We start from the raw sequence: 24,843 nt of genomic DNA on the forward strand, positions 1-24,843 counted from the left end.
ACACAAGAGGTTTGGCGTCAGACGCGTGAGACCTCATCGAGCAAGAGGTTCGCGGCCACCGTGGTCCCGTCGGTGCGGATCATTCCCGCCACATCCTTCGCTCGCAGCCAGGTCTCCGGAGCCAGCGCGACCGCGAGCCCCGCAGCCAAGGACTCCACCGTCGGTGTCGAACCATCATGTGCCGCACCGATTCCCAGCTCTGCCACACGTTCGGCCCAGTACGGCTGATCCGCGATCTGAGGCACCACCACCTGAGGCGCGCCCGCCAGAGCGGTCGTCGTGGTCGTCCCCGCACCGCCATGGTGCACGACGGCGGCGACCCGACCGAACAGCGCCTGATGATTGACCTCGCCAACGACGAAGCAGTCGTCTTCATCGTCAATCAGAGCGAGGTCGGCCCACCCGCGACCGATGACTACGCGGCGGCCCTGCGCGCGAACCGCTTCGATCGCCACCCTGGCGACGTCTTCGGGGGCGCGCACACTGCCCATGCTGACGAATACCGGAGGCTCTCCAGCGTCCAGGAAGCTCTCCAGGTCGGCAGGCAGCGGGCGTTCGTCGCGCAGGATCCACGCGCCGGTCTGCACGACGTCGAGGTACGGCGAACCGGGCCATGGTGACAGCGTCGGGTCCGTCGCAAGCCATGGACGGTTCGTGAATACGTGGTCGCGGACATTGTCGACCGGCGGCAGCCCGATCGCGGCGCGATGTTCGTTGAGCGGCTTGGCGTACAACGCGTTTACTCGTTCGGCATCGATGTCCCACAGCACCCGGTTGTCGGTCTCGCCCGGCGGAAACGGCTTGCCGGGCCGCGGCAGCGGCCGCTGAGTGGGCGAAGGAAACGAACCCGAGTGGAAGGCCGCAAGCACATACGGGATGCCTCGACTCTCGGCCACCGACCGCACACCGGCAGGCATCAAGCCCGTCGCCACCACCGCGTCACAATCCTCGACCGCGGCTCCGACAATCTCGAAATGCGCAGCGACCAACCCGGCTGCCACGCGTGGTGCGTCGGCCGGTGTCGACGGCTTTTTTCCGCCGCTCCCGTGCACCAGCGCTCGCACCGACTGACCGGCAGGGACCATCTCGACGCCGAGGCGTGCCGATTGCTCGGCGAAGTCCGGAGGCGCGCACACCCGAGCCTGCGCACCGAGTTCTTGCAGTCGCACCGCAAGCGCCAGCACCGGTTCGACGTCTCCACGCGACCCCCACGTCGACAACAACACACGCATTTTCGCTGCCCCATTTCCACGAGTTTTGGCTTCGGCCTGGGCCCACACCGCAGGTAGGGGAGGATTTTGCGTCACCACCGGGGTCTTGCCGCAAGCCCCCCTATGCGCTATAGATTGAGAGTGGGAGGGGGTCAGCACTCAGTCGCTCTCGGCTGTCGCCCTTCGCGCACGGAACAGCTTGACGTCGGATTTGATGCCCTTCAGGTGCCGCGCTCCCGCGAATGACCAGGTGAATCGGCCGTCGTCGGCGATCGCTTCGTAGGTCTGCTCCGAGACCAGTATCGAACCGGGCCGCGCCGCGCTCGTCACACGACTGGCGAGGTTCACCGGACTGCCGAACCAGTCGCCGGCCCGGCTCACCGCCATCCCGGTGGCGATGCCCGCGCGCAGTCGAGGAAAGTCATCATCGCCCTCGGTCGCGTCGACCAGGTCCAGCACCGCCTCAAGTAGCGGAACCGGTTCCGGGCTGACCAACATCACCTCGTCGCCAATGGTTTTGATGAAGCGCACCGGCGGGACGGCGACCTCACGAGCGAGTTCGCCGAGGCGGTGTGCCAGCCGTTCGAGGTCCTCGGGCGACACCACCTCGCCGAGACGGGTGAAGCCGACGAGATCGGCGAACGCGATGGTGACCAGGCGAGCGCCTGGCAGGCGTTGCCCCTCGGCCCTTTCGCTGGCCGTGACGGCCTCGGTCTCCATCAGGTGGCGCAACTGCAGGCGCAGCATTTCCTGAATCATCGGGCCGAGCATGGGAGCGATCTCACGTATCAACGCTTCGGTGTTCTTCGCGATCTGCAGCTCCGAAGCCGATGGGTCCAGAATCGACGCCAAGGCGGCGTAGCGCATCACCTCGGCGGCGCGCGACAACCCCTCAGCGAGCGTCCTGGTGATCTGCACGACCTGGTCGGGCTCGATGCCAAGGTCTAGCGACTTCTTCGCATATGCCGCGGCCTCCGCGTCGGCGCGCAGATACACGGCCGCACCGGGATCGTCGACGCGCGGCAGCCCCATGGCGCGCTGCAGGCGCTGAAGCAGGTCCAGGTCGATGCCCGTCTTTTCGCTGGTCTCCCTGGCAGAGACGTAGACGCCGTCGTCACCCAGGAGCCGACGCGACGCGAGCAGCGCCGGCATGAACCCGCCCCTGATCTGCTCAACGGTTACTCCCCGCTCGAGCAGCCACGGAATCAGTTCGGCGCGCTCCTGACGTTCCTCGCCCTCGAGGCCGTCGAGCAGCCCGGACGCTTCGAGATCGAAGTCTTCGGCCACGGCCACAACGTATACCGCCGAGGTGGGGCAATATTCGGATACATGGCTTCCGAGCTGCTCCACGGGTTTCCGCCGATTGTCGGCGACGGCGCCAAGACGCTGATCCTCGGCAACATGCCGAGCGTGATTTCGCTGGGCGCGCAACAGTATTACGCGAACCCGCGGAACGCGTTCTGGAGGATCACCGGCGCGATCTTCGGGTTCGACGCGGACGCGCCGTATGACGTGCGGACCGCGGCGCTGGTCGTGAATGGCGTTGCGGTGTGGGACGTGCTGCGGTCATGCCGTCGCGTCGGCAGCCTGGATTCGGCCGTCGAGCCGGACAGCATGGTGCCCAACGACTTTGGCGAGCTGTTCGAGCAGTATCCGGATATCTCGCGGGTGTTCTTCAACGGAGCTGCCGCTGAGAAGAACTTCAACCGCCTGGTCCGCGTCGCGCCCGACTTTCAATATCGACGGCTGCCGTCGACCAGTCCCGCGCAAACCATGCGCTACCAGGACAAGCTGGCCGCCTGGCGGGTCATAGGCGAGTCATGACACCGTCGGGAGCCGCGAGCGTGCGCAAAATGCCAGAATTGCGCGGCGTGTCGTGTGCAGACACGCACGCTCGCGGTACTTATGAGACCGGCGGGCGGCGCTGCGCCCACGGCCGGGCCTGCTCGATCTGCGCTCCCAACGACAGTAACGTCGCCTCGTCGAATGGCTTGCCCACCAACTGAATCGACGTCGGAAGACCATTGCCGTCCAGGTCCCACGGCACCACCGCCGCGGGCTGCCCCGTCACGTTGAACATCGCCTGGAACGGAACCCGCATCGCCACGAGCGATAACGTCGCGATCGCCCCGCGCCGCTGGTAGGCCCCGACCTTCGACGGGCCGGTCGCCGTTCCAGGGGTGATCACCACGTCGACATCGTCGTAGATCGACTGGATACGTTCGGCCACTTCGCTTTCCGACCCCCTGATCGCGTTCATCCGACGATCAGAGAGCAGTCCGCCGATCCGCGCGAACGCACGGGTGCGACGCTCGAGGCGCTCCGGGTGCGGCAGCGTCTTCACGTCGTCATACACCCCGCGGAAGTAGCGGGGCAGCGCATGCCCATAGACCCCCGAAAGCGGATAGTCGGGATCCCGCTCGATGACCTCGTGGCCCAACTCGCGCAGCAGCTTTCCCGCCTGCTCGACGGCCGCCCGCTGCGCCTTGCCGACCCGCGCCGTCAGCGGCGGAGGCACCTTGGTGCTCAACGCAATCCGCAACTTTGCCGGCGCCTGCTTGGCCGCGGCGACGAACCCGTTGCCCGGCGCAGTCACATCCAGAAACAGTGCGGCGTCCTCGACCGTCCGCGCCATCGGGCCGTTCACGCTCAACCCGTTCCATGCGTCGTCGTGCGGCGCCAGCGGCACCCGGTCACGCTGCGGTTTGATGCCGAACAACCCGCACCACGTCGACGGAATCCGGATCGATCCCATGCCGTCGGATCCCAGGGCCATGGCCGCCAAACCCGCGGCCACCGCCGCACCGCTGCCCCCGCTGCTCCCACCGGGCGTGTAGTCGGTGTTCCATGGGTTGCGCGTCGCCCCGAACGCGAGCGTCTCGGTGAACGACCACACCATCATCTCGGGCACCGCGGTCTTTCCGATGATGACCGCTCCCGCGTCACGCAGTCGACGCACCACTTCCGCGTCCTGCGTGCGGGCAGGCCCGTGCGCGGCACTGCCATACGTCGTGACCTCGCCCGCGACGTCGACGTCGTCCTTGATGGCGATGGGCACGCCCAGCAGCGGCAGCCGCTCCCCCGCGTCCAACCTGGCCTGCGCGGTGACGGCCGCCTGCCGCGCGCTGTCAGCCAGCACCACCCGATACGACCTCAGCTCCGGGTCGAGGCGGCCGATGCGCTCCAGGTAGACGTCCAGCAACGCAGGTGCTGCGATGACGCCGTCGGCAAGAGCGCGGGCCTGCTCGGCGGCGCCTGCGAAGACGAGCTCACGAGTGTCCACGCCATCTCCTAACTTCCGTGGGTCGAGGCGTATTCGCCCGGTGTGGTGCCAAGCATGTCGCGGAAGTCGTTGATGAAGTGCGCCTGGTCGTACCAGCCGAGCCGGACGGCAAGGTCGGCATGATCGACGCCTGGCCGGCTCTCGATCTCCAGCGCCGCCTGCTGCAGCCGGTAGCGGCACAGCACCCACTTGACCGGAACGCCGACATACCTGCGAAACACCCGCTGCGTGGTGCGCGCGCTCCACGGCGAATGCGCCATCACCTGCTCGACCCGGTGCAGCCGATCGTCTTCGCGGATCCGGTCGACCAGATGCGTCAATGCCACGAACGTGGGGTCGAGCTCGCCAGCGTAGTCACCGATGAGCTCGTCCATGCGAGCCGAAGCGGAATCGACGTCGTCGTCGAGATGTATTGCCCGGCCGAACAATTCGTCGTCCATCGGTTGGATGCGCCCAGTCAAGGCGGCAGCGTCGCGGCCGAACCGCGCGGTGAAACCACCCGGCCGGAACCGGGCCCCGACCACGCGACCGCGCTCACTGATCGTCGTGTGGAACACGCGCTCCACCACGCCGTGCACCAACGTGTTCGGCAACGGAAAGCCGTGGCGCGGACCGTCATCGCCCCACTCGTGCGTGAGATGCAGCGACGGGAAGGTGATGACCGTGCTGTCGAACGGCGCCTGGTCCCGAAGGTCCCAGCACACCGACCAGAAGTGCTCGACGAACCGTGCAGTGGCATCCGAGGGCGCCCACCGATCGAGGTCGAACGCCGACGCGCTGCCTGCCCGTCCGACCACGCCGCGGATGGGCGCGGCTTGTGTCGCGGTGTCGCGGGCGCCCATGAGAGTCAGGCTACGAAACTGCTAGTCGATGCGGATGATGTACGTGCCATCTTCGTCGCGCTCGATCGGCCGATCGGCCGCATTCACCCAGACCAGTGGGTCACCCGGGGTGCCGACGAACGCATTCGTCATGGCGCCGCCGGGCGCCAGGTAGACGCTCCACTCCTCGCCCGGCGAAAAGATCGTGAGCACCTCTTCCCCGGTGGCACGACGAATGGAGAGCGTGTGGCCGTTTTCGTCCTCTACTGTCCCGCCATCTTCGGACTCATCGGTCAGTTCCTCGTCAAGGTCTTCGTCAAGGTCTAGGTAGTCGGACACGCGGATCAGCCTAACCATCCGGGCGGACGACATACGATGCCGACAGCGTGACGGCGGGGGGCGCATCGTGGACCATGCCATGTCCAGGAACCAGACCGTCCTGATGGTGTCGGCGCTGATCGTCTCCGTGGTCGCGTTCCAACTCAACACGACGATGCTGATCCCCGCGATCCACACCATCAACGAGCAGTTCGGCCGGGGCGCGTTCGCGACGATGTCGACGTACTTCTCGCTGGCGGGCGCGGTTTCCAGCGTCGTGCTCATCCGGTGGAGCGATTACGTCGGACGCAAACGCGTTCTGCTCGGCGTGATGGTCGTCATGTGCATCGGCACCGTGCTCTGCCTGGTGAGCACGACGCTCGAATTCATGGTTGTCGGCCGAATCCTGCAGGGCGGCAGCGTAATTACCTTCGGCATCGCGTTCCTGATCATGCGCCAGCACCTCAGCGGTCCCGCGTTCGGCACCTGCTGCGGACTTGTCACCGCGATCAACGGTGGCGTCGCCGGGTTCGACTCGCTACTCGGCGGCGTCATGGTCGACCGGCTGGGATACCGGTCCATTTTCGGACTGAGTCTGATCGTCGGTCTCGCCGCTCTCGCGTTCGCGTGGAAGACCGTCCCCGTCGATCATCCGTCCCGTTCGGGCGCCGATCGGATGGACTGGCTGGGTGCGGTTCTGTTGTCGCTGACCGCTATTGGAGCCAACTTGTTCCTCGGCTATGGCGCCCGCGAGGGCTGGGGCTCCCCCGTCGCACTCGGCTGGATCGGCATTGGAGCCGTGGCCCTGATTGCGCTCATCGTCGTGGACAGCAGGCTGTCACATCCGTTGGTGGCCGTCGAGCATCTGCGCTCACGTCAGGCGTGGCCGCTGATCGTCGCGACCATCCTGTGCATCGCGTCGTTCATGACCGTCCTCACGTTCATCGTCCCGTCGATCGGTGAGGACGATGACTCCGGCTTCGCCCTCGACGGCACCATGACCGCACTGCTGCTTCTGACGCCCGCCGCGATCGTCCAATTGATCAGCGCCCCTTTGGCAGGCAGGCTCGCAGTGCGGATCGGCTTCGTCACGGTGCTGCGTGCCGGCGTCGCCTCCTCCATCGTGGTCACCGCGCTTCTCGCGCTCTTCGTCGAGAGCCTGCCCATGATCGTCGCCCTGATGGTGGTGTTCGGATTCACATGCACGGGTGTGCTGTTGACGGCCGTGAGCACGCTGGGCGTCGTGCAGGCGGCCGACGACGAGCCAGGCGCGCTACCCGGCATCAACGGCGTGGCTTTCGGGATCGGCGGTGCGGCCGGATTCGCTTGGGCCGGACCGGTTGTCGGCACGGGCACTGTCGCGAGCTTTCAGACAGCGCTGTGGGCCTGCGTCGTCATCGGGATCGTCGCCCTGGTTTTCAGCCTGATCCTCAAACCGAAGCCCGGACCCGTAGTGCCCGGCTGACGCGTTTCTCCAATACGCCCTTTCCGCGACGGGCCACAGTGGTTCGCATGAGCGTGAAACCAATTCCGGAGGGCTACACCAGCCTGACCCCGTTCCTGTGCATCGACGGCGCCGCCGCCGCGATCGACTTCTACGTTTCGGTGTTCGGCGCCAAGCTCGTCGACCGAATGGACGGTCCCGGCGGGACGGTTGCGCACGCCGAACTGGACTTCGGCAACGGCCGCCTGCAACTGGGCGACCCCGCCGAGGCGTATCAGATCGCCGCGCCCGACCCGAAGGCGCCGGCCACCCATTCCGTGGGGTTCTACTGCGAGGACGTCGACGCGGTCGTGGCCAAGGCCGAGCAGGCCGGCGCCACCATCCGCGAACCCGCCCAGACCTTCGTCACCGGCGACCGCTTCGCCTCGATCCTCGACCCGTTCGGCCAGCGCTGGACCGTGATGACTCGCGTCGAGGATGTCTCACCTGAGGAACGCGACCGCCGGATGGCCGACTGGGCCAAGGAGAACATGGGTAGCTAACGTGGCGGAATGTCCTGTGTTTTCTGCGCCGTCGTCGCCGGCGAGGCCCCGGCCATCCGGATCTACGAGGACGACGACTACCTGGCCATTCTCGACATCCGGCCGTTCACCCGCGGCCACACCCTGGTCATCCCCAAGCGCCACACGGTCGACCTGACGGATACACCTTCGGAGACGGTCGCCGACATGGTGCGCATCGGGCAGCGAGTTGCCAGGGCGGCCCGTCGGTCGGGGCTGCATGCCGACGGCAACAACGTCGTCATCAACGACGGCAAGGCCGCCTTCCAGTCGGTTTTCCACATCCATCTGCACGTGCTGCCGCGGCAGAGCGGTGACAAGCTGTCGTTCGCCAAGGGCATGCTGCTGCGCAAAGACCCTGACCGCGAGGAGTCCGGCCGGTTGCTGCGCGAGGCCCTGGCGGAACTGGACTCGGCTGCGCAAGACTGACCCTCATGAGTGGTATGCCTGCCTGGGAGAAATACATCGGCCTTCCGTTGCTGATGCTGCACGACAAGATCTACAAGGGCACCAACGGCCGGATCGGGCACCGCATCCTGCCCGGCACGCCGCCCAACCTGCTGCTGCACACCGTCGGTGCGAAGACCGGAATCCAACGGACGAATTCGCTGACCTACGCCAAAGACGGAGACTCCTACCTGATCGTCGCGTCCAAGGGCGGTGATCCCAAGGCGCCAGGCTGGTATCACAACCTCAAGGCCAATCCGAACGTCGAGATCAACGTCGGGCCAAAGAGATTCGGCGTGGTAGCCCGGCCAGTGCTGCCCGACGACGCCGACTACGCGCGACTATGGGAGATCGTCAACAAGAACAACGCCAACCGGTACGCGAACTACCAGAAACGGACGTCGCGACCGATTCCGGTGGTGGTCCTCCGCGCCAGCGGCTAAAACAGTTCCTTGGCAAGCAGTTCCAGCGTGGTGTCCCGGGCGGGTGCGGTTGCGGGATCTGTGCCGCGGCGCGCGGAAGCGACCGGGTTGACCATCACCTCGTCGACGCCGAACTCCTCGGCCAGCGCGCGCACTTGATCGGCCGCCTCTGTTGGTGAGCCGACGACCGCACGCCGCAGCGCTCCCTCAATGACGCGTTGCGCCTGCGGGGTCATCTCCTGCTGTTCGGCGTCCTCGACAAGATCGAGCGCGGCAAGCGGCTGGCCCGTCCGCAGCCGTCCCATCATCTGTAGGTTCGGCAACAGCAAAGCCATTGCCTCGTCCCGGGTTTCGGCAACGACCGCGTTGACTGTCAAGAACGTCACCGGCTCGGCCGCCAGGTCGCTCGGCCGGAATTCGGAGCGGTACACCTCAAGCGCTTCGGCTGTGCCCTGGCCCGAGAAGTGATGCGCGAACACATACGGCAAGCCCTTGGCCGCGGCCAAGTGGGCCGAGTACATCGACGAGCCCAGCAGCCACAGTTTCGGCTCCGTCACCGCCGACGGCGTCGCCTTGAGGACGTAGTTCTCCCGCATCAGATCCCGCGGCAGCGGCACCCGCACGCCGCGGGCGCTCATCAGCGCGACCACGTCGTCGAGGTACTCCGGGAACGCCTCGATGTCGCGGTCGTCGCGGCCTGCGGCGCCACGCAGCGCCATCGAGGTCACCGGGTCGGAGCCCGGTGCGCGGCCGATGCCGAGGTCGATGCGGCCGGGGTGCGCGGCCTCCAGCAGCGCGAACTGCTCAGCGACGGCCAGCGGCGCGTGATTGGGCAGCATCACGCCGCCAGAACCCAGCCGCAGCTGCGACGTCTGCGCGGCCAGATGCGCGATCAGCACCGGCGGACTGGTGGCCGCCACGGCGGGCATGTTGTGGTGTTCGGCCAGCCAGTAGCGGGTGTAGCCGAGCCGATCGGCCGTCTGCGCGAGGTGCGTCGTCGCCGCCAGCGCATCAGACGTCGTCTGGTCGGTGCGCACCGGCACCAGGTCGAGAACGGAAAGTCGCATGGCTACGTCAACGCCCCTTTGCGCCTGCGCGTTCCCGGGCCTGCCGAAACACGTCGTCGAGCATCTGCGGGGTCAGCTTGCCGGTGAACGTGTTCTGCTGGCTGGGGTGATAGCAGCCGATCAACGTCACAGCGCCCAGGGTGGCCGTCGCGCCGTGCCCGAACTTCGGCGCGGGCGACCGGACGCCGCCGACCATCTGCAGCGCCGCCCGCCACGCGAACCCCCCGAGCGCAATGATCACCCGAACGTGGGAACTGATCAGTCGCCACTCGGCGTCCAGCCACGGTGCACACGTCGCGCGCTCTGCCGGTGTCGGCGCGTTGCCCGGCGGAGCGCAGCGCACAGCCGCGGCGACCCGAGTGTCGTTGAGCGCCAAGCCATCTGCCGCGTCGACACACTCGGCTTGATTGGCAAGACCGGCGCGGTGCAGCGCGGCGAACAGAAAGTCGCCGGAGCGGTCACCGGTGAACACCCGGCCGGTGCGGTTGCCGCCGTGCGCCGCCGGTGCCAGGCCGACGATGACGATCCGCGGCGTTGTCGACCCCCAGCCGGGAATCGGCCGACCCCAGTACGGCTCGCCTGCGAACGACTTTCGCTTCACGATGGCAACTTCTTCGCGCCATTCGACCAGCCGAGGGCAGGCGCGGCACACCGACACCTCCGCGTCCAGTTCTTCAAGGGTCTTGACCGCCGAGGCCATGGCCTCAACCTGCGCGGGCGTCTGCGCCACCGCTGTGCGCGACGTGGCCGGATCGCCCGGCCAGCCGGTGCCGGGAGGCACGGGCGAATCGAACATCGCGCCGGTTCGCGGATGGGCCAGCTTCACCCCTCCACTGTGCACGGCATGCAAAATCGCGTGCCGAGCGGGCTTGGCCGCTGTTACATTCGGCCGCGATACCCCATGACGAACGGCAAGCGCGGTCCGCTACTCCTGATTCTGTCCGCCGCGCTGATGGCCGGCGCCGGCAACGGCATCTCACTCGTCGCCTTTCCCTGGCTTGTGTTGCAGCGCAACGGCTCTGCGTTGTACGCCTCGATCGTCGCGATGGCGGGCACGTTGCCGCTGCTTGCCGCTACCCTGATCGCGGGTGCCGCAGTCGACTATCTCGGCCGCAGGCGGGTGTCGATGATCTCCGACGCGTTGTCGGCGCTCTCGGTGGCCGCGGTCCCTGTGCTGGCGCTCATGTTCGGGGTGCAGGCCATCAACGTCGCGGTGCTGGCAGGGCTGGCCGCGCTCGGCGCGTTCTTCGACCCGGCAGGAATGACCGCCCGCGAGACCATGCTGCCGGAGGCGGCCACGCGCGCCGGTTGGACGCTCGACCGCGCCAACAGCGTGTACGAGGCCATTTTCAACCTGGCCTACATCGTCGGGCCTGGCATCGGCGGCCTGCTGATCGCGACGCTGGGCGGCGTCAACACCATGTGGGTGACCGCAGCGGCATTCGGGTTCTCGATCGTCGCGATTTCGGTGCTGCGGTTGGAGGGCGCGGGCGTACCCGACCGCGCTGCGCTGCCCCAAGGCGTCTGGGCCGGCATCGTCGAGGGCCTGAAGTTCGTGTGGCACAACAAGGTACTGCGCACGCTGGCGATCATCGACCTGACGGCCACCGGTCTGTATATGCCGATGGAGTCGGTGCTCTTTCCGAAGTACTTCACCGACCGCAACGAACCGGCCCAACTGGGGTGGGTGCTGATGGCGTTGAGTGTTGGCGGCCTGATCGGCGCGCTCGGATATGCGGTGCTGTCGAAGTATTCGCGGAAGCGGACCGTGATGCTGACCGCGGTGCTGACCCTAGGCGTGGCGATGACGATCATCGCGTTCCTGCCGCCGCTTCCGCTGATTCTGGTGCTGTGCGCGGTCGTGGGGTTGGTCTACGGGCCGATCGCTCCGATCTACAACTACGTGATGCAGACGCGCGCGCCCCAACATCTGCGCGGCCGTGTCGTCGGCGTCATGGGGTCGTTGGCGTACGCCGCGGGACCACTGGGCCTGGTCGTGGCCGGACCGCTCGCCGACGCCGCCGGACTGCATGCGACGTTCCTTGCGCTGTCGCTGCCGATGCTGGTGCTGGGCCTGGTTGCGGTCTTTTTGCCCGCGTTGCGCGAGTTGGATCGGGCGGGTTTGCCCTGACGAGCCGTTTCGGCGTTTTAGGCTACTTTCTGTGCGTGTGACGTGGCCCTTGATCGGTCGCTCAGAAGAGATGCAAACGATCGTCGCCGCGATTACCGAGCCAGGCTTGGCCGGAATCCTGGTCAGCGGGCCCGCGGGCGTCGGAAAGAGCCGGATCGTGCGCGAAGCCCTGGCGTCGGTCGCCAAACAGGGCTTCGAAGCGCGGTGGGCGGTCGGCACGATGTCGGCGCGCAAGCTTCCGCTCGGCGCGTTCGCACCGTGGACAGGGTCGGCGAGCAGCGATCGCCTGCAGCTCGTGCGTGGCGTTATCGACTCGGTGACGGCAGCGCCGCCCGGTACCACGGTTGTGCTCGGCGTCGATGACGTGCATCTGCTCGACGAACTGTCGACATTCGTGGTGCATCAGATCGTGCAGCGCGAGGCCGCCAAGGTCGTGCTCACGGTGCGCGAAGGCGAACGCGTCCCGACCGAGATATACGAGATATGGCGCGGCGGCCAGTTCGACCGGCTGGACCTGCAACCACTTTCTGCCGACGACGTCGGCGCGCTGTTGACGGCGGCGTTGGACGGGCCGGTGGATCCCGACGCGGCCAAGCGGCTGTGGAAGCTCACGCGCGGGAACGCGTTGTATCTGCGCAACATCGTCGAGCAGGAAATCGCAGACGGCCGAATCCAGCAGCAGAACGGCTTTTGGCAGTGGATCGGTGAACCGACCATGCCGCGGGGATTGATCGAACTGATCGAATCCCGGTTCAGCGGCCTGTCGCAACCGGTCGGCGAGGTGGCCGACGCGCTGGCGGTCGGAGAGCCGCTCGAGATGAAGACGCTGCGACGGATCGCCGATCCTGACGCCATCGAAGAAGCCCAGGTTCGCGAGCTGATCACCGTCGACGAACTCGACAGCGAACTCGAAGTCAGACTGGCGCATCCGCTCTACGGCGAGGTGCGCCGATCTCGATCCCCGGAAACCAGGCTGCGACGACTTCGCGGACAGGTCGCGGCCGAACTCGCATCGTCGCCTGGCAGCGACGAGATGGGCACCGTGGTGCGCCGGGCCTCGCTGATCCTCGACTCCGACCTGCCGCCCGACGCCGATCTGTTGCTCAAGGCGGCAGGTGGCGCGGTATGGGCAGGCGATCTCCGGCTAGCCGATCGACTCGCCAAGGCAGCGATCCGCGCTGGCGGCTCACCGCGCGCGTATTTCCTTCGCGCACATGCGTTGTCATGGTTCCCCGCCGGCGAGGAGGCTGAGGCCGTGCTGGCCGAGCTCGCCGGCTTGGAGCTGAACGACGACGACCGCGGCCGGCTCGCCTACATGCGCGCGCTCAACATGCTGTGGGCTTCGGGCGATGCCGAACGCGCGAAAGACATCATCGACGAAGCGGCACAAGGCACTTCGCCCCGGATGTGGATCGACGCCTTCCTCACTGTGTACTGGTTTGCGCTGGATCAGCCGCAGGAAGCGTTGAAGACCGCGAAAAGCCTTGTGCTGGAGGAGCTGCCGGCCGTCGCGGGGACCGAGACGGCATGGGCGCTCGCAGTGATACTCGCAGACGCCGGACGGACGGGCGAGGCAGTAGCCGCGGCGAACACCGGATACGCCATCGCGTCCCGCTTCTTCGACTCGCCGCAGATGCGCTTCAACATCGCCGACGCGCATGTCAGCGCCTTGCTGTTGGCAGGCGAAATCGACGACGGCCTCGCAGAGGCGCAGCGTGTGCGCGAGCAGGGCGCCGAGATGCCAGGGGCGATGCAGCTGGTCGGCACGGCGATCGCGGGTCGGGCCGCGCTTTTCGCGGGCAGGCTCGAGGAGGCGTGCGCATTGTTGGGCACCGCGGCGCCCGCGTTGTCCGCATCGGGCAACGAAATGGGCTGGGGCTACCGCTATCACATCCCTTATGCGATCGCGCTTGCGATGCGGGGTTCGACAGATGAGGCCGCCGCGGTGCTGGCGTCGCTCGAGAAGACGCGTCGCCCATTCCGCGGCCTGGACTACGAGCGCAGCCTGGCCCGCGGATGGCTGGCGGCCGGGCAAGGTGCGGTCACCGAAGCGATCGCCACGATGTTGTCGGCTGCCGAAACCGCCGCGGCCAAGGAACAGTTCGCCGCCGAGTTGCTGTGTCTGCAGACCGCCGCGCAGTTCGGGGATCACTCCGCCGTGTCGCGACTGAACGAGCTCGCCTCGATCGTGGAGGGGCCGCGAGCGCCGCTGGTGGCCCGCTTCGCGGCCGCGCTCTGCCCCGTCGATGGGACCGAATTGGAGGCGTTGTCAAAGGAATTCGAGAACATGGGCGATCTCGTCGCTGCCGTCGACGCGGCCGCCCACGCATGTCTGGCGTTCCGCGAGGGCGATCTCAGGGGGTCGGCACTGCGGTGTTCGTCGCGTGCAGAGTCGCTGGCGAAGCGATGCGGCGTCAGCACACCGACGCTGCGCGAGGTCAGCGAACCGTTGCCGCTCACCGGGCGTGAGCGCGAGATCGTCAGTCTGCTCCGATACGGCTATTCGACGCGCGAGGTTGCCGAGCGGCTCTGTGTTTCGGCGCGCACCGTGGAAGGCCACGTCTACCGGGCGATGACCAAGACGGGGGCGGCGACCCGGGAAGAGCTCATCAGAATGGTGTTCCCCGACTGGGACGGCCCAAGCGGCTCGTAGCATCGACTTATGAGTGAGGCACTGGCGAGTCTGATCGCCGAACTGCCCGACGGTGTCGTCGTCACCGACCCCGACATCCTGGCGTCCTACCGCCAGGACCGTGCCCTTGACCCAAGTGCAGGCACGGCCCTTGCCGTGGTGCGGCCGCGACGAACCGAAGAAGTCCAGACCGTGATGCGCTGGGCGTCACGGAACCGGATCGCCGTCGTTCCCCGTGGCATGGGCACCGGGCTTTCCGGCGGCGCCACGGCGCTGACCGGCGGCATCGTGCTGAGCACCGAGAAGATGCGCGACATCACCGTCGATCCCGTGACGCGCACGGCCGTCGCACAGCCCGGGCTGTTGAACGCCGAGGTGAAGAAGACGGTCGCCTCCTACGGGCTGTGGTATCCGCCGGATCCGTCGTCGTTCGAGATCTGCAGCATCGGCGGCAACATCGCGACCAACGCGGGCGGGCTGTGCTGCGTGAAATACGGAGTCACCACCGACTACGTGCTGGGTCTTCAGGTCGTGCTGGCCGACGGGACCGCGGTGCGCCTCGGCGGCCCACGGCTGAAGGATGTCGCGGGGCTGTCGCTGACCAAGCTGTTCGTCGGCAGCGAGGGCACGCTTGGGATCATCACCGAGGTGACACTGCGGCTGCTGCCGCCACAGCAGGTGGCGTCCACTGTCGTAGCGACCTTCGACTCGGTGGAAGCGGCGGCCGGTGCTGTCGTGTCGATCACCGGCAAGATCCGGCCCTCGATGCTGGAGTTCATGGATGCCGCGGCGATCAACGCGGTCGAGGACAAACTGCGCATGGGGTTGGACCGGTCTGCGGCGGCGATGATGGTGGCGGCCACCGACGACCGCGGGCCGTCCGGCGTCGAGGACGCCGAGTTCATGGCAACGGTGTTCACCGAACATGGTGCGAAGGAGGTGTTTTCGACGTCCGACCCGGAAGAGGGTGAGGCGTTCGTCGCCGCCCGCCGCTTCGCGATCCCCGCGGTCGAGGCCAAGGGCTCGCTGCTGCTCGAGGACGTCGGCGTCCCGCTGCCCGCACTGGCCGACCTGGTCGGCGGCGTGGCCAAGATCGCCGCGAACCACGACTTGATGATCTCGGTGATCGCGCATGCCGGCGACGGCAACACCCATCCGCTGATCGTCTACGACCCCGCCGATACGGCGATGGCCGAACGGGCCCAGAAGGCGTTCGGCGAGATCATGGATCTCGCGGTCGGGCTGGGCGGGACGATAACCGGCGAACACGGCGTCGGCCGGCTGAAGCGGCCATGGCTGGCGGGCCAGCTCGGGCCGGAGGCGATGGAGCTCAACCAGCGGATCAAGCGGGCGCTCGATCCCGACGGCATCCTCAACCCTGGCGCGGCAATCTGACCGCGGCTATTGACACGATCTGGGTGCGTGTCGTACCAATGAGACATGACAGCCACTCTGTCTCACGGCTCGCCCGTCCGGTTTGAGCTCGCTGACGCCGATACCTGGCCCAACCCGTGGCCGATGTACCACGCCCTGCGCGATTACGACCCTGTCCACCACGTCGTGCCCCCTGACCAGCCCGACCACGACTACTGGGTGCTCTCGCGGCATGCCGACGTTTGGGAGGCGGCACGCGACAACGAGACCTTCTCGTCGGCGCAGGGCCTGACGATCAATTACGGCGAACTCGAACTGATCGGCCTGCAGGACAATCCGCCGTTCGTGATGCAGGACCCACCGGTCCACACCGAGTTCCGCAAGCTGGTGGCCCGCGGTTTCACCCCGCGGCAGGTCGAGGCCGTCGAACCGAAGGTTCGTGAATTCGTCGTCGAACGCATCGAACGGCTACGCGCCAACGGCGGCGGCGACATCGTCGCCGAGTTGTTCAAGCCGCTGCCCTCGATGGTGGTCGCGCACTATCTCGGGGTTCCTGAGGAGGATCGCAACCAGTTCGACGGTTGGACCGAGGCGATCGTCGCCGCCAACACCACCTCCGGTGGTGTCGCCGGAGCGCTGGGCGGGCTCGGCGACGCGCTCGGCGAGATGATGGCGTACTTCACCGCGTTGATCGAGCGGCGCCGCGTTGAGCCCGAGGACGACACCGTGTCGCATCTGGTGGCCGCCGGTATCGGGGCCGACGGCGACATCGCGGGTGTGCTGTCGATCCTGGCGTTCACGTTCACGATGGTCACCGGCGGAAACGACACCACGACCGGAATGCTCGGCGGCACAGTGCAATTGCTTCACCAACGACCCGACCAGCAGCAGCTGCTGGTGGCTGAGCCGGAGCTGATCCCCGACGCCATTGACGAGTTTCTGCGGCTGACGTCGCCGGTTCAAGGTCTGGCCCGCACCACCACCCGCGACGTCACTGTCGGCGACACCACGATCCCCGCCGACCGCAAGGTGCTGCTGCTCTACGGGTCGGCCAACCGCGACGAGCGTGAATTCGGCGACGACGCAGCCGAACTCGACGTGCGGCGGCGACCGCGCAACATCATGACGTTCAGCCACGGCGCGCACTTCTGTCTCGGCGCCGCAGCGGCCCGCATGCAGTCGCGAGTCGCGCTGACGGAGCTGTTGGCGCGCTGCCCCGATTTCGAGGTCGACGAGTCCGGAATCGTCTGGGCCGGCGGCAGTTACGTGCGTCGCCCGCTGTCGGTGCCGTTCCGGGTGAGCTCCTGATGGCCGGTGACTGGCTCGCGGCGCAGCGCACCGAGGTGGCCGCCGACCGAATCCTCGACGCTGCGGGCGAGCTGTTCGCACAACAAGAAGCCGCGACCGTCGGCATGCACGAAATCGCTTCGGCCGCAGGATGCTCGCGCGCCACCCTGTACCGGTACTTCGAGAACCGTGAAGCGCTCTACACCGCATATGTACACCGCGAGGCCTACCGGCTGTATCGCGAGATGACCGAACAGATCAACTCGTTGGCGGACCCGCGGGAGCGGTTGATCGAGGGCATGATGGCCTCGATGCGCAACGTCCGCGAAAGCCCAGCGCTCGCATCGTGGTTCGCCACCACTCAACGGCCGATCGGCGCGGAGATGGCCGAGCAGTCCGAGGTGATCAGGGCGTTGACGGAGGCCTTCGTGATCTCGCTGGCACCCGACGACCCCGAAGTGGTGGCGCACCGGGCCCGCTGGTTGGTGCGGGTGATGACGTCGCTGTTCCTGTTTCCCGGGCACGATGAGGCCGACGAGCGCGCGATGCTCGAGGAGTTCGTCGTGCCGATGGTGGTGCCGAACCAACCCGAGCGGACGGGCTGATGTTTACTGGCGCGCCATCGCGATGCGGAAGCGCTCGTCCGGCTCGATGTAGTGCTCGGCGGCCTTGGCGTCATCGCTGAGATCGATTCGCACCCATCCGATCTTGCCGGTGAATCTGCTGGTGTGGGCGGTGTAGTCCGGACTGACGGTGGTGCCGGTCTCGTTGCCGACGTCGGTGGTTTCGTCGGCGGAGAAGATGAATCCCTGGGTTTGATCGACGCGACCCTTGCCGACTTCCTTGCCGTCGTAGTACAGAGTGACGTCACCGCCCTTGCCCATGCCTCCGCCGTCGTAGGCGAACTCCATGCGCACTTGGGTCGTTCCGGTCGGAACGGGCTCTGCGGCTTCGATATCGAATGACTTGATGCCCAACACGTTGTAGTGGAACTTGGCCCGACCGTCTTTGGCGTAGAGGCTCCACCCGCCGAATCGGCCACCTTGGGCGATGATCACGCCCTGTACGCCCTCTGGCGGAACCTCCACTTCGGAGGTGACCGCGAAGGACTTGTTCTTGATGTCGACAACACTGTTCTCCGACAAGCGCCCCATGCCGGCGAAGAGAAGCTGGGAATTGCCCTTGATCAGTGTCGGCCTGCCTGCCGACGTCGGGTTGATGCGTTCGATCTGTCGGTCATCGAGCGGTAACACGTTGTACTTGACCGCCTCGATCAGCCAAAGCCGTTGCAGCTCATGCAGTTTGTCGGGATTCTCCTTGGAAAGATCCCTGGACTGCGTCCAGTCGGTGTTGCCGTCGTAGAGTTCCCAGACGTCGTCGTCGAAGGCGGGCATGGCCGCCCCACCCATCTCCCACGGTGTGCGGTGCTTGGTCACCGCGCTCCAGCCCTTGTGGTAGATGCCCCGGTTGCAGAACATCTCGAAGTACTGGGTCTCGTGTCGCTCAGGGGCGTCGGCGTCGTTGAAGCTGTACAGCAGGCTGGTGCCCTCGTACGGGCTCTGCATGACGCCGTTGACGATGGTCGGCTCCGGTATTCCGGCTGCCTCCAACACAGTGGGCGCCAGGTCGATGACGTGGGTGAACTGGTTGCGTATGCCGCCCTTGTCGTCGATTCCCTTGGGCCAGTGCACGATTGTGCCGTTGCGGGTGCCGCCCCAGTGCGACGCCACCTGCTTGGTCCACTGATAGGGCGTGTCCATCGCCCACGCCCAACCCACCGCGTAGTGGCCGTAGGACGTCTCACTGCCGAACTCGTCGAGCTTGGAGGCCAGGAACTCGGGCGTCTCGAGGTCGGCCATCCCGTTGAAGTTGGCCATCTCGTTGAACGCACCCTGCAGCGTGCCTTCTGCGGAAGCACCGTTGTCGCCGATGATCACGTAGACCAGCGTGTCGTCCATTACCGGTTCGAGCGCGTCGAGCAACCGGCCGACGTGATAGTCAGTGTGCTCCAAAAATGCGGCGTACACCTCCATTTGGCGCTCCAGCGCGGGCTTGAGCGCAGGATCCATTTCGTCCCACGCCGGGATCTCCGCGTGGCGCGGCGTCAGTACCGCGTCGGGGCCGATGACGCCCAGCTCCTTCTGCCGTTCGAAGGTGATCTCGCGCTGCCGGTCCCAGCCGTGGGCGAACTTTCCCTTGTACTTGTCGATCCACTCCTTCGGCACATGGTGCGGCGCGTGGGTGGCACCCGGTGCGAAGTACATGAAGAACGGTTTGTCGGGCAGCAGCGCCTTCTGCTGGCGCACCCAGCTGATCGCCTTGTCCGCCAGGTCCTCGGTGAGGTGATAGCCCTCGGCAGGCGTCTTCGGGGGCTCGATGGGCGTGGTCCCCTCGTAGAGGGCGGGGTCCCACTGGTTGTTCTCACCGCCGATGAAGCCGTAGAAGTACTCGAATCCGCCTCCGCCAGTAGGCCATGCCGTGAACGGCCCCGCCGGGCTGGTCTGCCAGACAGGTACCTCGTGGCACTTGCCGAATTGAGCGGTCGAATAGCCGTTGAGCTTGAGCGTCAACGCCAATGGCGCCTTGGTGTTCGGCAGCACCGAGGTGTATCCCGGTGCCGCAGTCGCGGTCTCGGTGATGTTGCCCATGCCGACCGAATGGTGGTTGCGGCCGGTCAGCAGGGCCTGCCGCGTCGGCGAGCACAGCGCGGTGGTGTGCAACCGGGTGTACTTCAAGCCGCCGGAGGCGAGCCGTTCGAAATTCGGCGTCTCACACGGACCGCCGAAGGCGCCGCTCGCGCCGAAGCCCACATCGTCGATGAGGACGACGAGCACGTTCGGGGCCGTCTTCGGCGGCCGCACATCCTTGATAGGCGGATAGCTGGTGTCCGGGTCCTTGGCGTCGTACGTGGTGAGTCCGACGTGCGCGATGTCGGGGATGGGAAGGATGTCACGCCGGACGGTGTCCGCTGACGAGTTGGGCATGGATGTCCTCTCCGCTCGAACCACGCTGCTTGGGTCCGAGAGGGTCAGACTAGCCGCTCGCCAAGTGATCGATGCGTCATGCGACCCAATATGCTTGTGCCTTGATGGATTTCCGGGGGATGTTGTAGTCCTCGCGGAAGACCTTGGCGACCGCGCGGGTGGTTCGGTTATCGCATGCGACCCAGCCGAAGTGGTCGGCCGCGTCGAACGCCGATGAGCTGACTGCCTGCGTGAGCGCTTCACCGCCGTTCTTGCGGTCAACCCACACCACGTCCGTGCTGCGCGCCACCGGCAGTTGCTTGTCATCGTCGTGGCCTGCTTCGAGAAGCACCTTCGCCGGGGCGTTGCCGATCGCGGTCAGCAACGAGTTGATGGCGGGCAGCGAGGCGGTGTCGCCGACGATGACGTAGCCCTTGGGCGCGGGCTCGGGCAGCGTGAAGTTGCTGCCGAGCACCGTCACCTCGATGGTGTCGCCGGGTTGCGCGTTTCGAGCCCACCGCGAGGCCACGCCGTCGTGCAGCGCGAACTCGATGTCGACGGTGTCGGTCGCCGGATCCGGGTCGACCAGCGTGTAGCCGCGCTGATGCTGCTTGTCACCGTCGGTGAACCACATCCGGATCCACATCGTCGGATGCAGCGGCCGGTCGGTCAGCAAGCCGCCGGCGTCGAAGCTCAGGCGCAGGTAATGCGGTGTGATCTCGCGACGGCCGGTCACGGTCAGCCGGTAATCACCGGCACGCAGCAGCTTCAGCACCGCGCCCTGGAATCCACGCGACGGCGTGTCCGACATGAGTAGCCCTTCCTAGCGTTTTATTAGGAAAGGTTACCCTAACTCGCGCGAGTGGGCGGCTGTCCGTGTATTGCCGTAGCCCTCGGTCAGTGAAAGCTTGGGCCGCAAGTCATTCCGCTGACTCCGCGTCGTCTCGCTCTTCCTCCAGTCGGTCTTTGCTTCGGAGCAGGCGCAACAGTGTTACCAAGCCAAGCCCCCCGACCATGTTGCCGACCACCGTGTAACCGAACCAGGTGAGCCAGTCGAGATAGCCGAACGGTGCGTGGCCGGTGAACATCGCTCCGAAGATCAACAGCGAGTCCAGAATCGAGTGAAACATCTGCAGTCCGGCGAGCAGGAACGCGCCGGCGACGGCCGCCGCAATTTTGCCAACTACCGAATCGGTGCCGTGCTGCATGCGCGTCATCAGTGTGATCGCCATGCCTCCGAGCACGGCTAGCGCCAACGTCTCTGCGGACATCGGTGCGGTGGCGTAGTGGGTCGCCGACTCGACCGTCTGGTCGTGCAGTTTCGGGAACGCGGTGATGATCAGCCACATGATCAGCCAGCCGCCCGCGAGGTTGGCAGCCAGCGTGCCGCCCCACAGCTTGAGCAGTTGGGCGAAGCTGGCCCTTTTGGCGGCCACCGTGGTCACAGGGACCAGGAAGCCCTCGGTGAACAACTCGCTGCGGCCCAACAGCAGGGCGAGGAAGCCGATCGAAAACGCCAGCCCCGCAAGCAATGTGTTGTCCGTGGCTGCCAGCACGGAAAGGTATGCGAGTACGCCCATCGCAACCTCCGTGCCACCGAAGAATCCGGTGACCAGAACTTCGCGCCAGCTGCGGTGCAGCCGTTGCGTGCCCTCGTCGACCATCCTGGTGAAGGCGTGTTCGAGTTCATCCTCGATCGGGCTGTCGGAACCTCCGAGGTGGCGTTGGTCGGTGCCGCTCATCGAATGCGGCGATCGCGTTCGGAGTCGCGTCTGCCACGGTGGGCGCGCTGCGTGACGACGCGGCGTGCTGCTGGCGTGACGGAGGGTGTGCCCTGCGATCCCGGAGTGGCCATGTGTCCTTTTTCGTGGGTCACCAAACCGGCGATCCGTGTTCTGTTGGTTGGGTCCCGGGATGCCCGATGGCGTCGGCTTCAAACCCCCGGCGGCTGATACGCGCTTTGCGCCGCGCTAGTCGGCGCGTACGCGCGTGAACCTGTGCAGCAGCCACGCCACCGGCACCGTCACCACGAACGTCGTCAGGAACAGGATTGCGACGTTGCCGGTGTAGATGTGCCAGCGCAGGATCTCCACCATCACCAATTCCATGGTCACCAGATGGATCAGGAAGATCTCGTAGGAAATCTCGCCGAGAAAGACCATCGGGCGGGTGGCGAGGAACTTCGCGTACAGGCCGCGGTCGTGCAGCGCCAGCGGGGCGACAGCCAACGTGGCGATCACCGCGTAGAACGCCGCCTTGATCAGGGCCTCACGCAGCTCATGCGGTGACGTGGTGGGTTCGCCCGCAATCGGCGTCGAGGCGATGAGATAACACACAACCGCAAGCGGCACGCACGCAAACGCGTACGCGCGCACCCCCATCGGCTGCAGCACCGCCAGCATCATGCCGCCGATGAACCACACGAGATACGTCGGCAACCACAGCCGCGCACCGTCGGGCAGAAAGTCAGTGGTGTGCACCAGGATCAGCCACGCAGGTGTGATCAACGCAAGCCCCGCGAGACCGGTGAGCAACAGCAGCGGCCGCCAACGACGCCGGCACAACACCACCAACAACAGGTACGCCAACAGTGGCAGCACCACATAGAACGCGACCTCGACCGCCAGACTCCACATCTGCGTAAGTCCTTGGTGCAGATACGAATACAGATAGTTGTCGGTGTAGATCTGAGTCAGCGTCAAGTTGCGCAACAACCCGATCATGTTGTGGCCGGGGTTCGGGCCCGCGGTGCGCCAGTGGTAGATCGCGAAGGCCACCAGCACCGTGACGACGTATGCCGGCATGATGCGACGCACCCGATGCCACGCATAGCGGCGCACCGAAGGAGACGCACCATCGGTGGCGACGGCCTTGACCCACGGCGCGAACAACAAAAACCCCGACAGCACAAAGAAGATCGGTACGCCGATCTCCATCCGCGAATACACCAGCCCGATGTAGCCGTGCGTGTACTTCCCGGTGGTGTATGCCGCATGCGTGCCCATCACCAGCAGCGCCGCGATTGCGCGGACGCCTGTCAGCGACGCTACGCGCTCGGCCTTGCTTACCGATTCCAGGCCGCCTTGCGCGACTGGGTCTTTCACGCCTTTCGGCGATGTCATTCGTGCTTCCGCTTCGACTTACCTGGTGGCCGCTTCGGTGCGCGATCCGGCTGGAGATTGATCAGGTTGCCCTGAATACGGGTTTTTTCAAGGGCTTTCAGCGTCTCCTTGGACAACTTCGCGGGCAATTCGACCAGCGAATGGTCGGGCCGGATCGTGATGTGACCGAAGTCGCTGCGGTGCAACCCGCCCTCGTTGGCGATCGCGCCGACGATCGCGCCCGGCATCACCTTGTGCCGCTTGCCAACCGAGATGCGGTAGGTGGCAAGGTCGCTGCGCCGCTCGCGCGGCTTGCGCGGGCCGTCATCGCGCGGTCGCTCGGGCCGTTCGCGCCGTTTCTCCGGCGGCGGTTCGGTCATCAGGAACTCTTCGCCGTCGCGGCTCTGCAACGCCAGCGCGGCGGCGATGTCGGCCATCGGCACGTCGTTGTCGCGCTCGTAGCCCTCGATCAGCTTGCGGAACAGGTCGATTCCCGGCGCGCTGAGCGCCTTGGTGATCGAATCGCGGAACTTCTCCACCCGCTGAGCGTTGACGTCGTCGACCGAGGGCAACTGGGATTCGACCAGCTTCTGCCTGGTGACCCGCTCGATCGAGTTGAGCAGGTGACGTTCGCGGGGCGTGACGAACAACAGGGCGGTGCCCGAGCGCCCGGCCCGGCCGGTGCGTCCGATCCGGTGCACGTAGGACTCGGGATCGTGGGGGATGTCGTAGTTCAGCACGTGCGAGATGCGTTCGACGTCAAGGCCACGGGCCGCGACGTCGGTGGCGATCAGGATGTCGATCGAGCCGTTCTTCAGCGAGTTGATCGTTCGCTCGCGGACCGCCTGCGGGATGTCGCCGTTGATGGCGGCGGCGGAGAACCCGCGGGCCCGAAGCTTCTCGGCGACCTCCTCGGTGGCCTGCTTGGTGCGGACGAAAACGATCATCGCCTCGAAGGGCTCGACCTCGAGCAGTCGCGTCAGCGCATCCATCTTGCGCGGGCCTGCCACCTGGATGTAGCGCTGCGAAATGTTCTCGGCGGTCTGCGTTTTCGACTTGACCGTCACCTCGACCGGATCGTGCAGGTATTTGTTGGTGATCTTGCGGATCGCGGGCGGCATGGTCGCCGAGAACAGCGCGACCTGCTTGTACTCCGGGGTGTCCGCCAGAATGCGCTCGACGTCTTCGGCGAACCCCATCTGGAGCATCTCGTCGGCCTCGTCGAGCACCATGTAGTCGAGGTGGCTGACGTCGAGGGTGCCCTTTTCCAGATGGTCGATCACCCGCCCCGGCGTGCCGACGACCACCTGGGCGCCTCGCTTGAGGCCGGCCAGTTGCGGGCCGTAGGAGGAGCCGCCGTACACCGGCAGAACGTTGACATGAAGGTGCGCGCCGTACCGGCTGAACGCCTCGGCCACCTGCAGCGCAAGCTCGCGGGTCGGGGCGAGGACAAGCGCCTGGGTGGTCTTACTCGTCGGGTCGATCTTCGACAGGATCGGGATGGCGAACGCGGCGGTCTTGCCGGTGCCGGTCTGGGCCAGGCCGACGACGTCGGAGCCCGCCATCATCGCGGGAATGGTCGCGGCTTGGATGGCCGACGGCGACTCGTATCCGACGTCGCTGATGGCCTGCAGCACCGAGGGGTGAATCTGCAGGTCGGCGAATGTCAGATCAGCGCTGGTCGGATCCGGTTCAGAGGACGTCATCTCGCAGGAAGTCTAGTGGTTGGGAGCCCGATTCCCCGCCGCGCGCCTGTCTGCCGGTTGGTCGCATTGGCGTTAG

Annotated in this window: 22 protein-coding genes; 10 read left to right on the top strand and 12 right to left on the bottom strand. The window is 66.3% G+C overall.

Annotated features, from left to right (window positions below; all coding sequences use genetic code 11):
- Nucleotides 1-17: 17 nt before the first annotated feature.
- Nucleotides 18-1,232, bottom strand: coding sequence for a glycosyltransferase family 1 protein (locus J3E61_RS00570; protein WP_210082222.1), 1,215 nt, complete (start codon nucleotides 1,230-1,232; stop codon nucleotides 18-20).
- Between the two features lie 138 nt (nucleotides 1,233-1,370).
- Nucleotides 1,371-2,498, bottom strand: a complete 1,128-nt coding sequence (locus tag J3E61_RS00575) for an adenylate/guanylate cyclase domain-containing protein (RefSeq protein ID WP_210082223.1) — start codon at nucleotides 2,496-2,498, stop codon at nucleotides 1,371-1,373.
- 42 nt (nucleotides 2,499-2,540) lie between these two features.
- Here J3E61_RS00575 and J3E61_RS00580 point away from each other — a divergent pair, with 42 nt between their 5' ends.
- On the top strand, nucleotides 2,541-3,035 hold the full coding sequence (locus tag J3E61_RS00580; RefSeq protein WP_210082224.1) for a DNA-deoxyinosine glycosylase: 495 nt from the start codon (nucleotides 2,541-2,543) through the stop codon (nucleotides 3,033-3,035).
- Between the two features lie 79 nt (nucleotides 3,036-3,114).
- Here J3E61_RS00580 and J3E61_RS00585 read toward each other — a convergent pair whose 3' ends face one another.
- From J3E61_RS00585 to J3E61_RS00595, 3 genes are read right to left on the bottom strand one after another with little or no spacing between them, the layout of a single operon-like run.
- Complete coding sequence (locus J3E61_RS00585) at nucleotides 3,115-4,494, bottom strand: amidase (protein ID WP_210082225.1); 1,380 nt, start codon at nucleotides 4,492-4,494, stop codon at nucleotides 3,115-3,117.
- Between the two features lie 8 nt (nucleotides 4,495-4,502).
- A complete protein-coding gene (locus J3E61_RS00590; RefSeq protein WP_210082226.1) occupies nucleotides 4,503-5,336 on the bottom strand; it encodes an AraC family transcriptional regulator in 834 nt (277 codons plus the stop codon).
- Between the two features lie 21 nt (nucleotides 5,337-5,357).
- A complete protein-coding gene (locus tag J3E61_RS00595) occupies nucleotides 5,358-5,654 on the bottom strand; it encodes a hypothetical protein (protein ID WP_192726615.1) in 297 nt (98 codons plus the stop codon).
- A 67-nt stretch (nucleotides 5,655-5,721) separates the two neighbouring features.
- On the opposite strand from J3E61_RS00595, the gene J3E61_RS00600 reads away from it, so the two are divergent.
- The 4 genes from J3E61_RS00600 to J3E61_RS00615 are packed head-to-tail and all read left to right on the top strand — an operon-like array spanning nucleotide 5,722 to nucleotide 8,527.
- Nucleotides 5,722-7,098: an MFS transporter gene (locus J3E61_RS00600; RefSeq protein ID WP_210082227.1), complete on the top strand. Its 1,377-nt coding sequence runs from the start codon at nucleotides 5,722-5,724 to the stop codon at nucleotides 7,096-7,098.
- Between the two features lie 47 nt (nucleotides 7,099-7,145).
- Nucleotides 7,146-7,619 (top strand): VOC family protein, encoded by a 474-nt coding sequence (locus tag J3E61_RS00605; RefSeq protein ID WP_210082228.1) that lies wholly within the window; start codon nucleotides 7,146-7,148, stop codon nucleotides 7,617-7,619.
- Nucleotides 7,620-7,628: 9 nt separating this feature from the next.
- Nucleotides 7,629-8,066 (top strand): HIT family protein, encoded by a 438-nt coding sequence (locus J3E61_RS00610; RefSeq protein ID WP_210082229.1) that lies wholly within the window; start codon nucleotides 7,629-7,631, stop codon nucleotides 8,064-8,066.
- 14 nt (nucleotides 8,067-8,080) lie between these two features.
- On the top strand, nucleotides 8,081-8,527 hold the full coding sequence (locus J3E61_RS00615) for a nitroreductase family deazaflavin-dependent oxidoreductase (protein ID WP_192726995.1): 447 nt from the start codon (nucleotides 8,081-8,083) through the stop codon (nucleotides 8,525-8,527).
- Here the strand turns inward: J3E61_RS00615 and J3E61_RS00620 are convergent.
- Complete coding sequence (locus J3E61_RS00620) at nucleotides 8,524-9,573, bottom strand: MsnO8 family LLM class oxidoreductase (protein WP_192726619.1); 1,050 nt, start codon at nucleotides 9,571-9,573, stop codon at nucleotides 8,524-8,526. The genes J3E61_RS00615 and J3E61_RS00620 overlap by 4 nt on opposite strands.
- A gap of 7 nt (nucleotides 9,574-9,580) precedes the next feature.
- Nucleotides 9,581-10,399 (bottom strand): uracil-DNA glycosylase, encoded by an 819-nt coding sequence (locus tag J3E61_RS00625; protein WP_210082230.1) that lies wholly within the window; start codon nucleotides 10,397-10,399, stop codon nucleotides 9,581-9,583.
- Between the two features lie 75 nt (nucleotides 10,400-10,474).
- Between J3E61_RS00625 and J3E61_RS00630 the strand changes: the two genes are divergently transcribed.
- The 5 genes from J3E61_RS00630 to J3E61_RS00650 all read left to right on the top strand — a co-directional run bounded on the left by J3E61_RS00630 (nucleotide 10,475) and on the right by J3E61_RS00650 (nucleotide 17,602).
- Nucleotides 10,475-11,704 carry an MFS transporter gene (locus tag J3E61_RS00630; protein ID WP_192726621.1) on the top strand — a complete coding sequence of 410 codons (1,230 nt, stop codon included), beginning with the start codon at nucleotides 10,475-10,477 and terminating at the stop codon, nucleotides 11,702-11,704.
- A 70-nt stretch (nucleotides 11,705-11,774) separates the two neighbouring features.
- Nucleotides 11,775-14,357 (top strand): helix-turn-helix transcriptional regulator, encoded by a 2,583-nt coding sequence (locus J3E61_RS00635; protein WP_210085374.1) that lies wholly within the window; start codon nucleotides 11,775-11,777, stop codon nucleotides 14,355-14,357.
- A 9-nt stretch (nucleotides 14,358-14,366) separates the two neighbouring features.
- A complete protein-coding gene (locus tag J3E61_RS00640) occupies nucleotides 14,367-15,731 on the top strand; it encodes an FAD-binding protein (protein WP_210082231.1) in 1,365 nt (454 codons plus the stop codon).
- Between the two features lie 45 nt (nucleotides 15,732-15,776).
- The gene (locus tag J3E61_RS00645; RefSeq protein ID WP_210082232.1) at nucleotides 15,777-17,018 is read left to right on the top strand and encodes a cytochrome P450; all 1,242 of its coding nucleotides are present in this window, start codon (nucleotides 15,777-15,779) and stop codon (nucleotides 17,016-17,018) included.
- Nucleotides 17,018-17,602, top strand: a complete 585-nt coding sequence (locus J3E61_RS00650; RefSeq protein ID WP_192726624.1) for a TetR family transcriptional regulator — start codon at nucleotides 17,018-17,020, stop codon at nucleotides 17,600-17,602. Before J3E61_RS00645 ends, J3E61_RS00650 begins: the two co-directional genes overlap by 1 nt.
- Nucleotides 17,603-17,605: 3 nt before the next feature.
- On the opposite strand, the gene J3E61_RS00655 is transcribed toward J3E61_RS00650, so the two are convergent.
- The 5 genes from J3E61_RS00655 to J3E61_RS00675 form a co-directional block, all read right to left on the bottom strand.
- The gene (locus J3E61_RS00655) at nucleotides 17,606-19,981 is read right to left on the bottom strand and encodes an arylsulfatase (RefSeq protein ID WP_210082233.1); all 2,376 of its coding nucleotides are present in this window, start codon (nucleotides 19,979-19,981) and stop codon (nucleotides 17,606-17,608) included.
- A gap of 76 nt (nucleotides 19,982-20,057) precedes the next feature.
- Nucleotides 20,058-20,771, bottom strand: coding sequence for a siderophore-interacting protein (locus J3E61_RS00660; protein WP_210082234.1), 714 nt, complete (start codon nucleotides 20,769-20,771; stop codon nucleotides 20,058-20,060).
- 109 nt (nucleotides 20,772-20,880) lie between these two features.
- Nucleotides 20,881-21,702: a formate/nitrite transporter family protein gene (locus J3E61_RS00665; protein ID WP_210082235.1), complete on the bottom strand. Its 822-nt coding sequence runs from the start codon at nucleotides 21,700-21,702 to the stop codon at nucleotides 20,881-20,883.
- 228 nt (nucleotides 21,703-21,930) lie between these two features.
- Nucleotides 21,931-23,082: an acyltransferase gene (locus J3E61_RS00670; RefSeq protein ID WP_210082236.1), complete on the bottom strand. Its 1,152-nt coding sequence runs from the start codon at nucleotides 23,080-23,082 to the stop codon at nucleotides 21,931-21,933.
- Nucleotides 23,079-24,767, bottom strand: a complete 1,689-nt coding sequence (locus tag J3E61_RS00675; RefSeq protein WP_192726629.1) for a DEAD/DEAH box helicase — start codon at nucleotides 24,765-24,767, stop codon at nucleotides 23,079-23,081. Before J3E61_RS00675 ends, J3E61_RS00670 begins: the two co-directional genes overlap by 4 nt.
- Nucleotides 24,768-24,843 lie beyond the last annotated feature (76 nt).

It is taken from the genome of Mycobacterium sp. OAE908, from assembly GCF_017872775.1.
In the GTDB taxonomy this organism is placed as follows: Bacteria; Actinomycetota; Actinomycetes; order Mycobacteriales; family Mycobacteriaceae; genus Mycobacterium.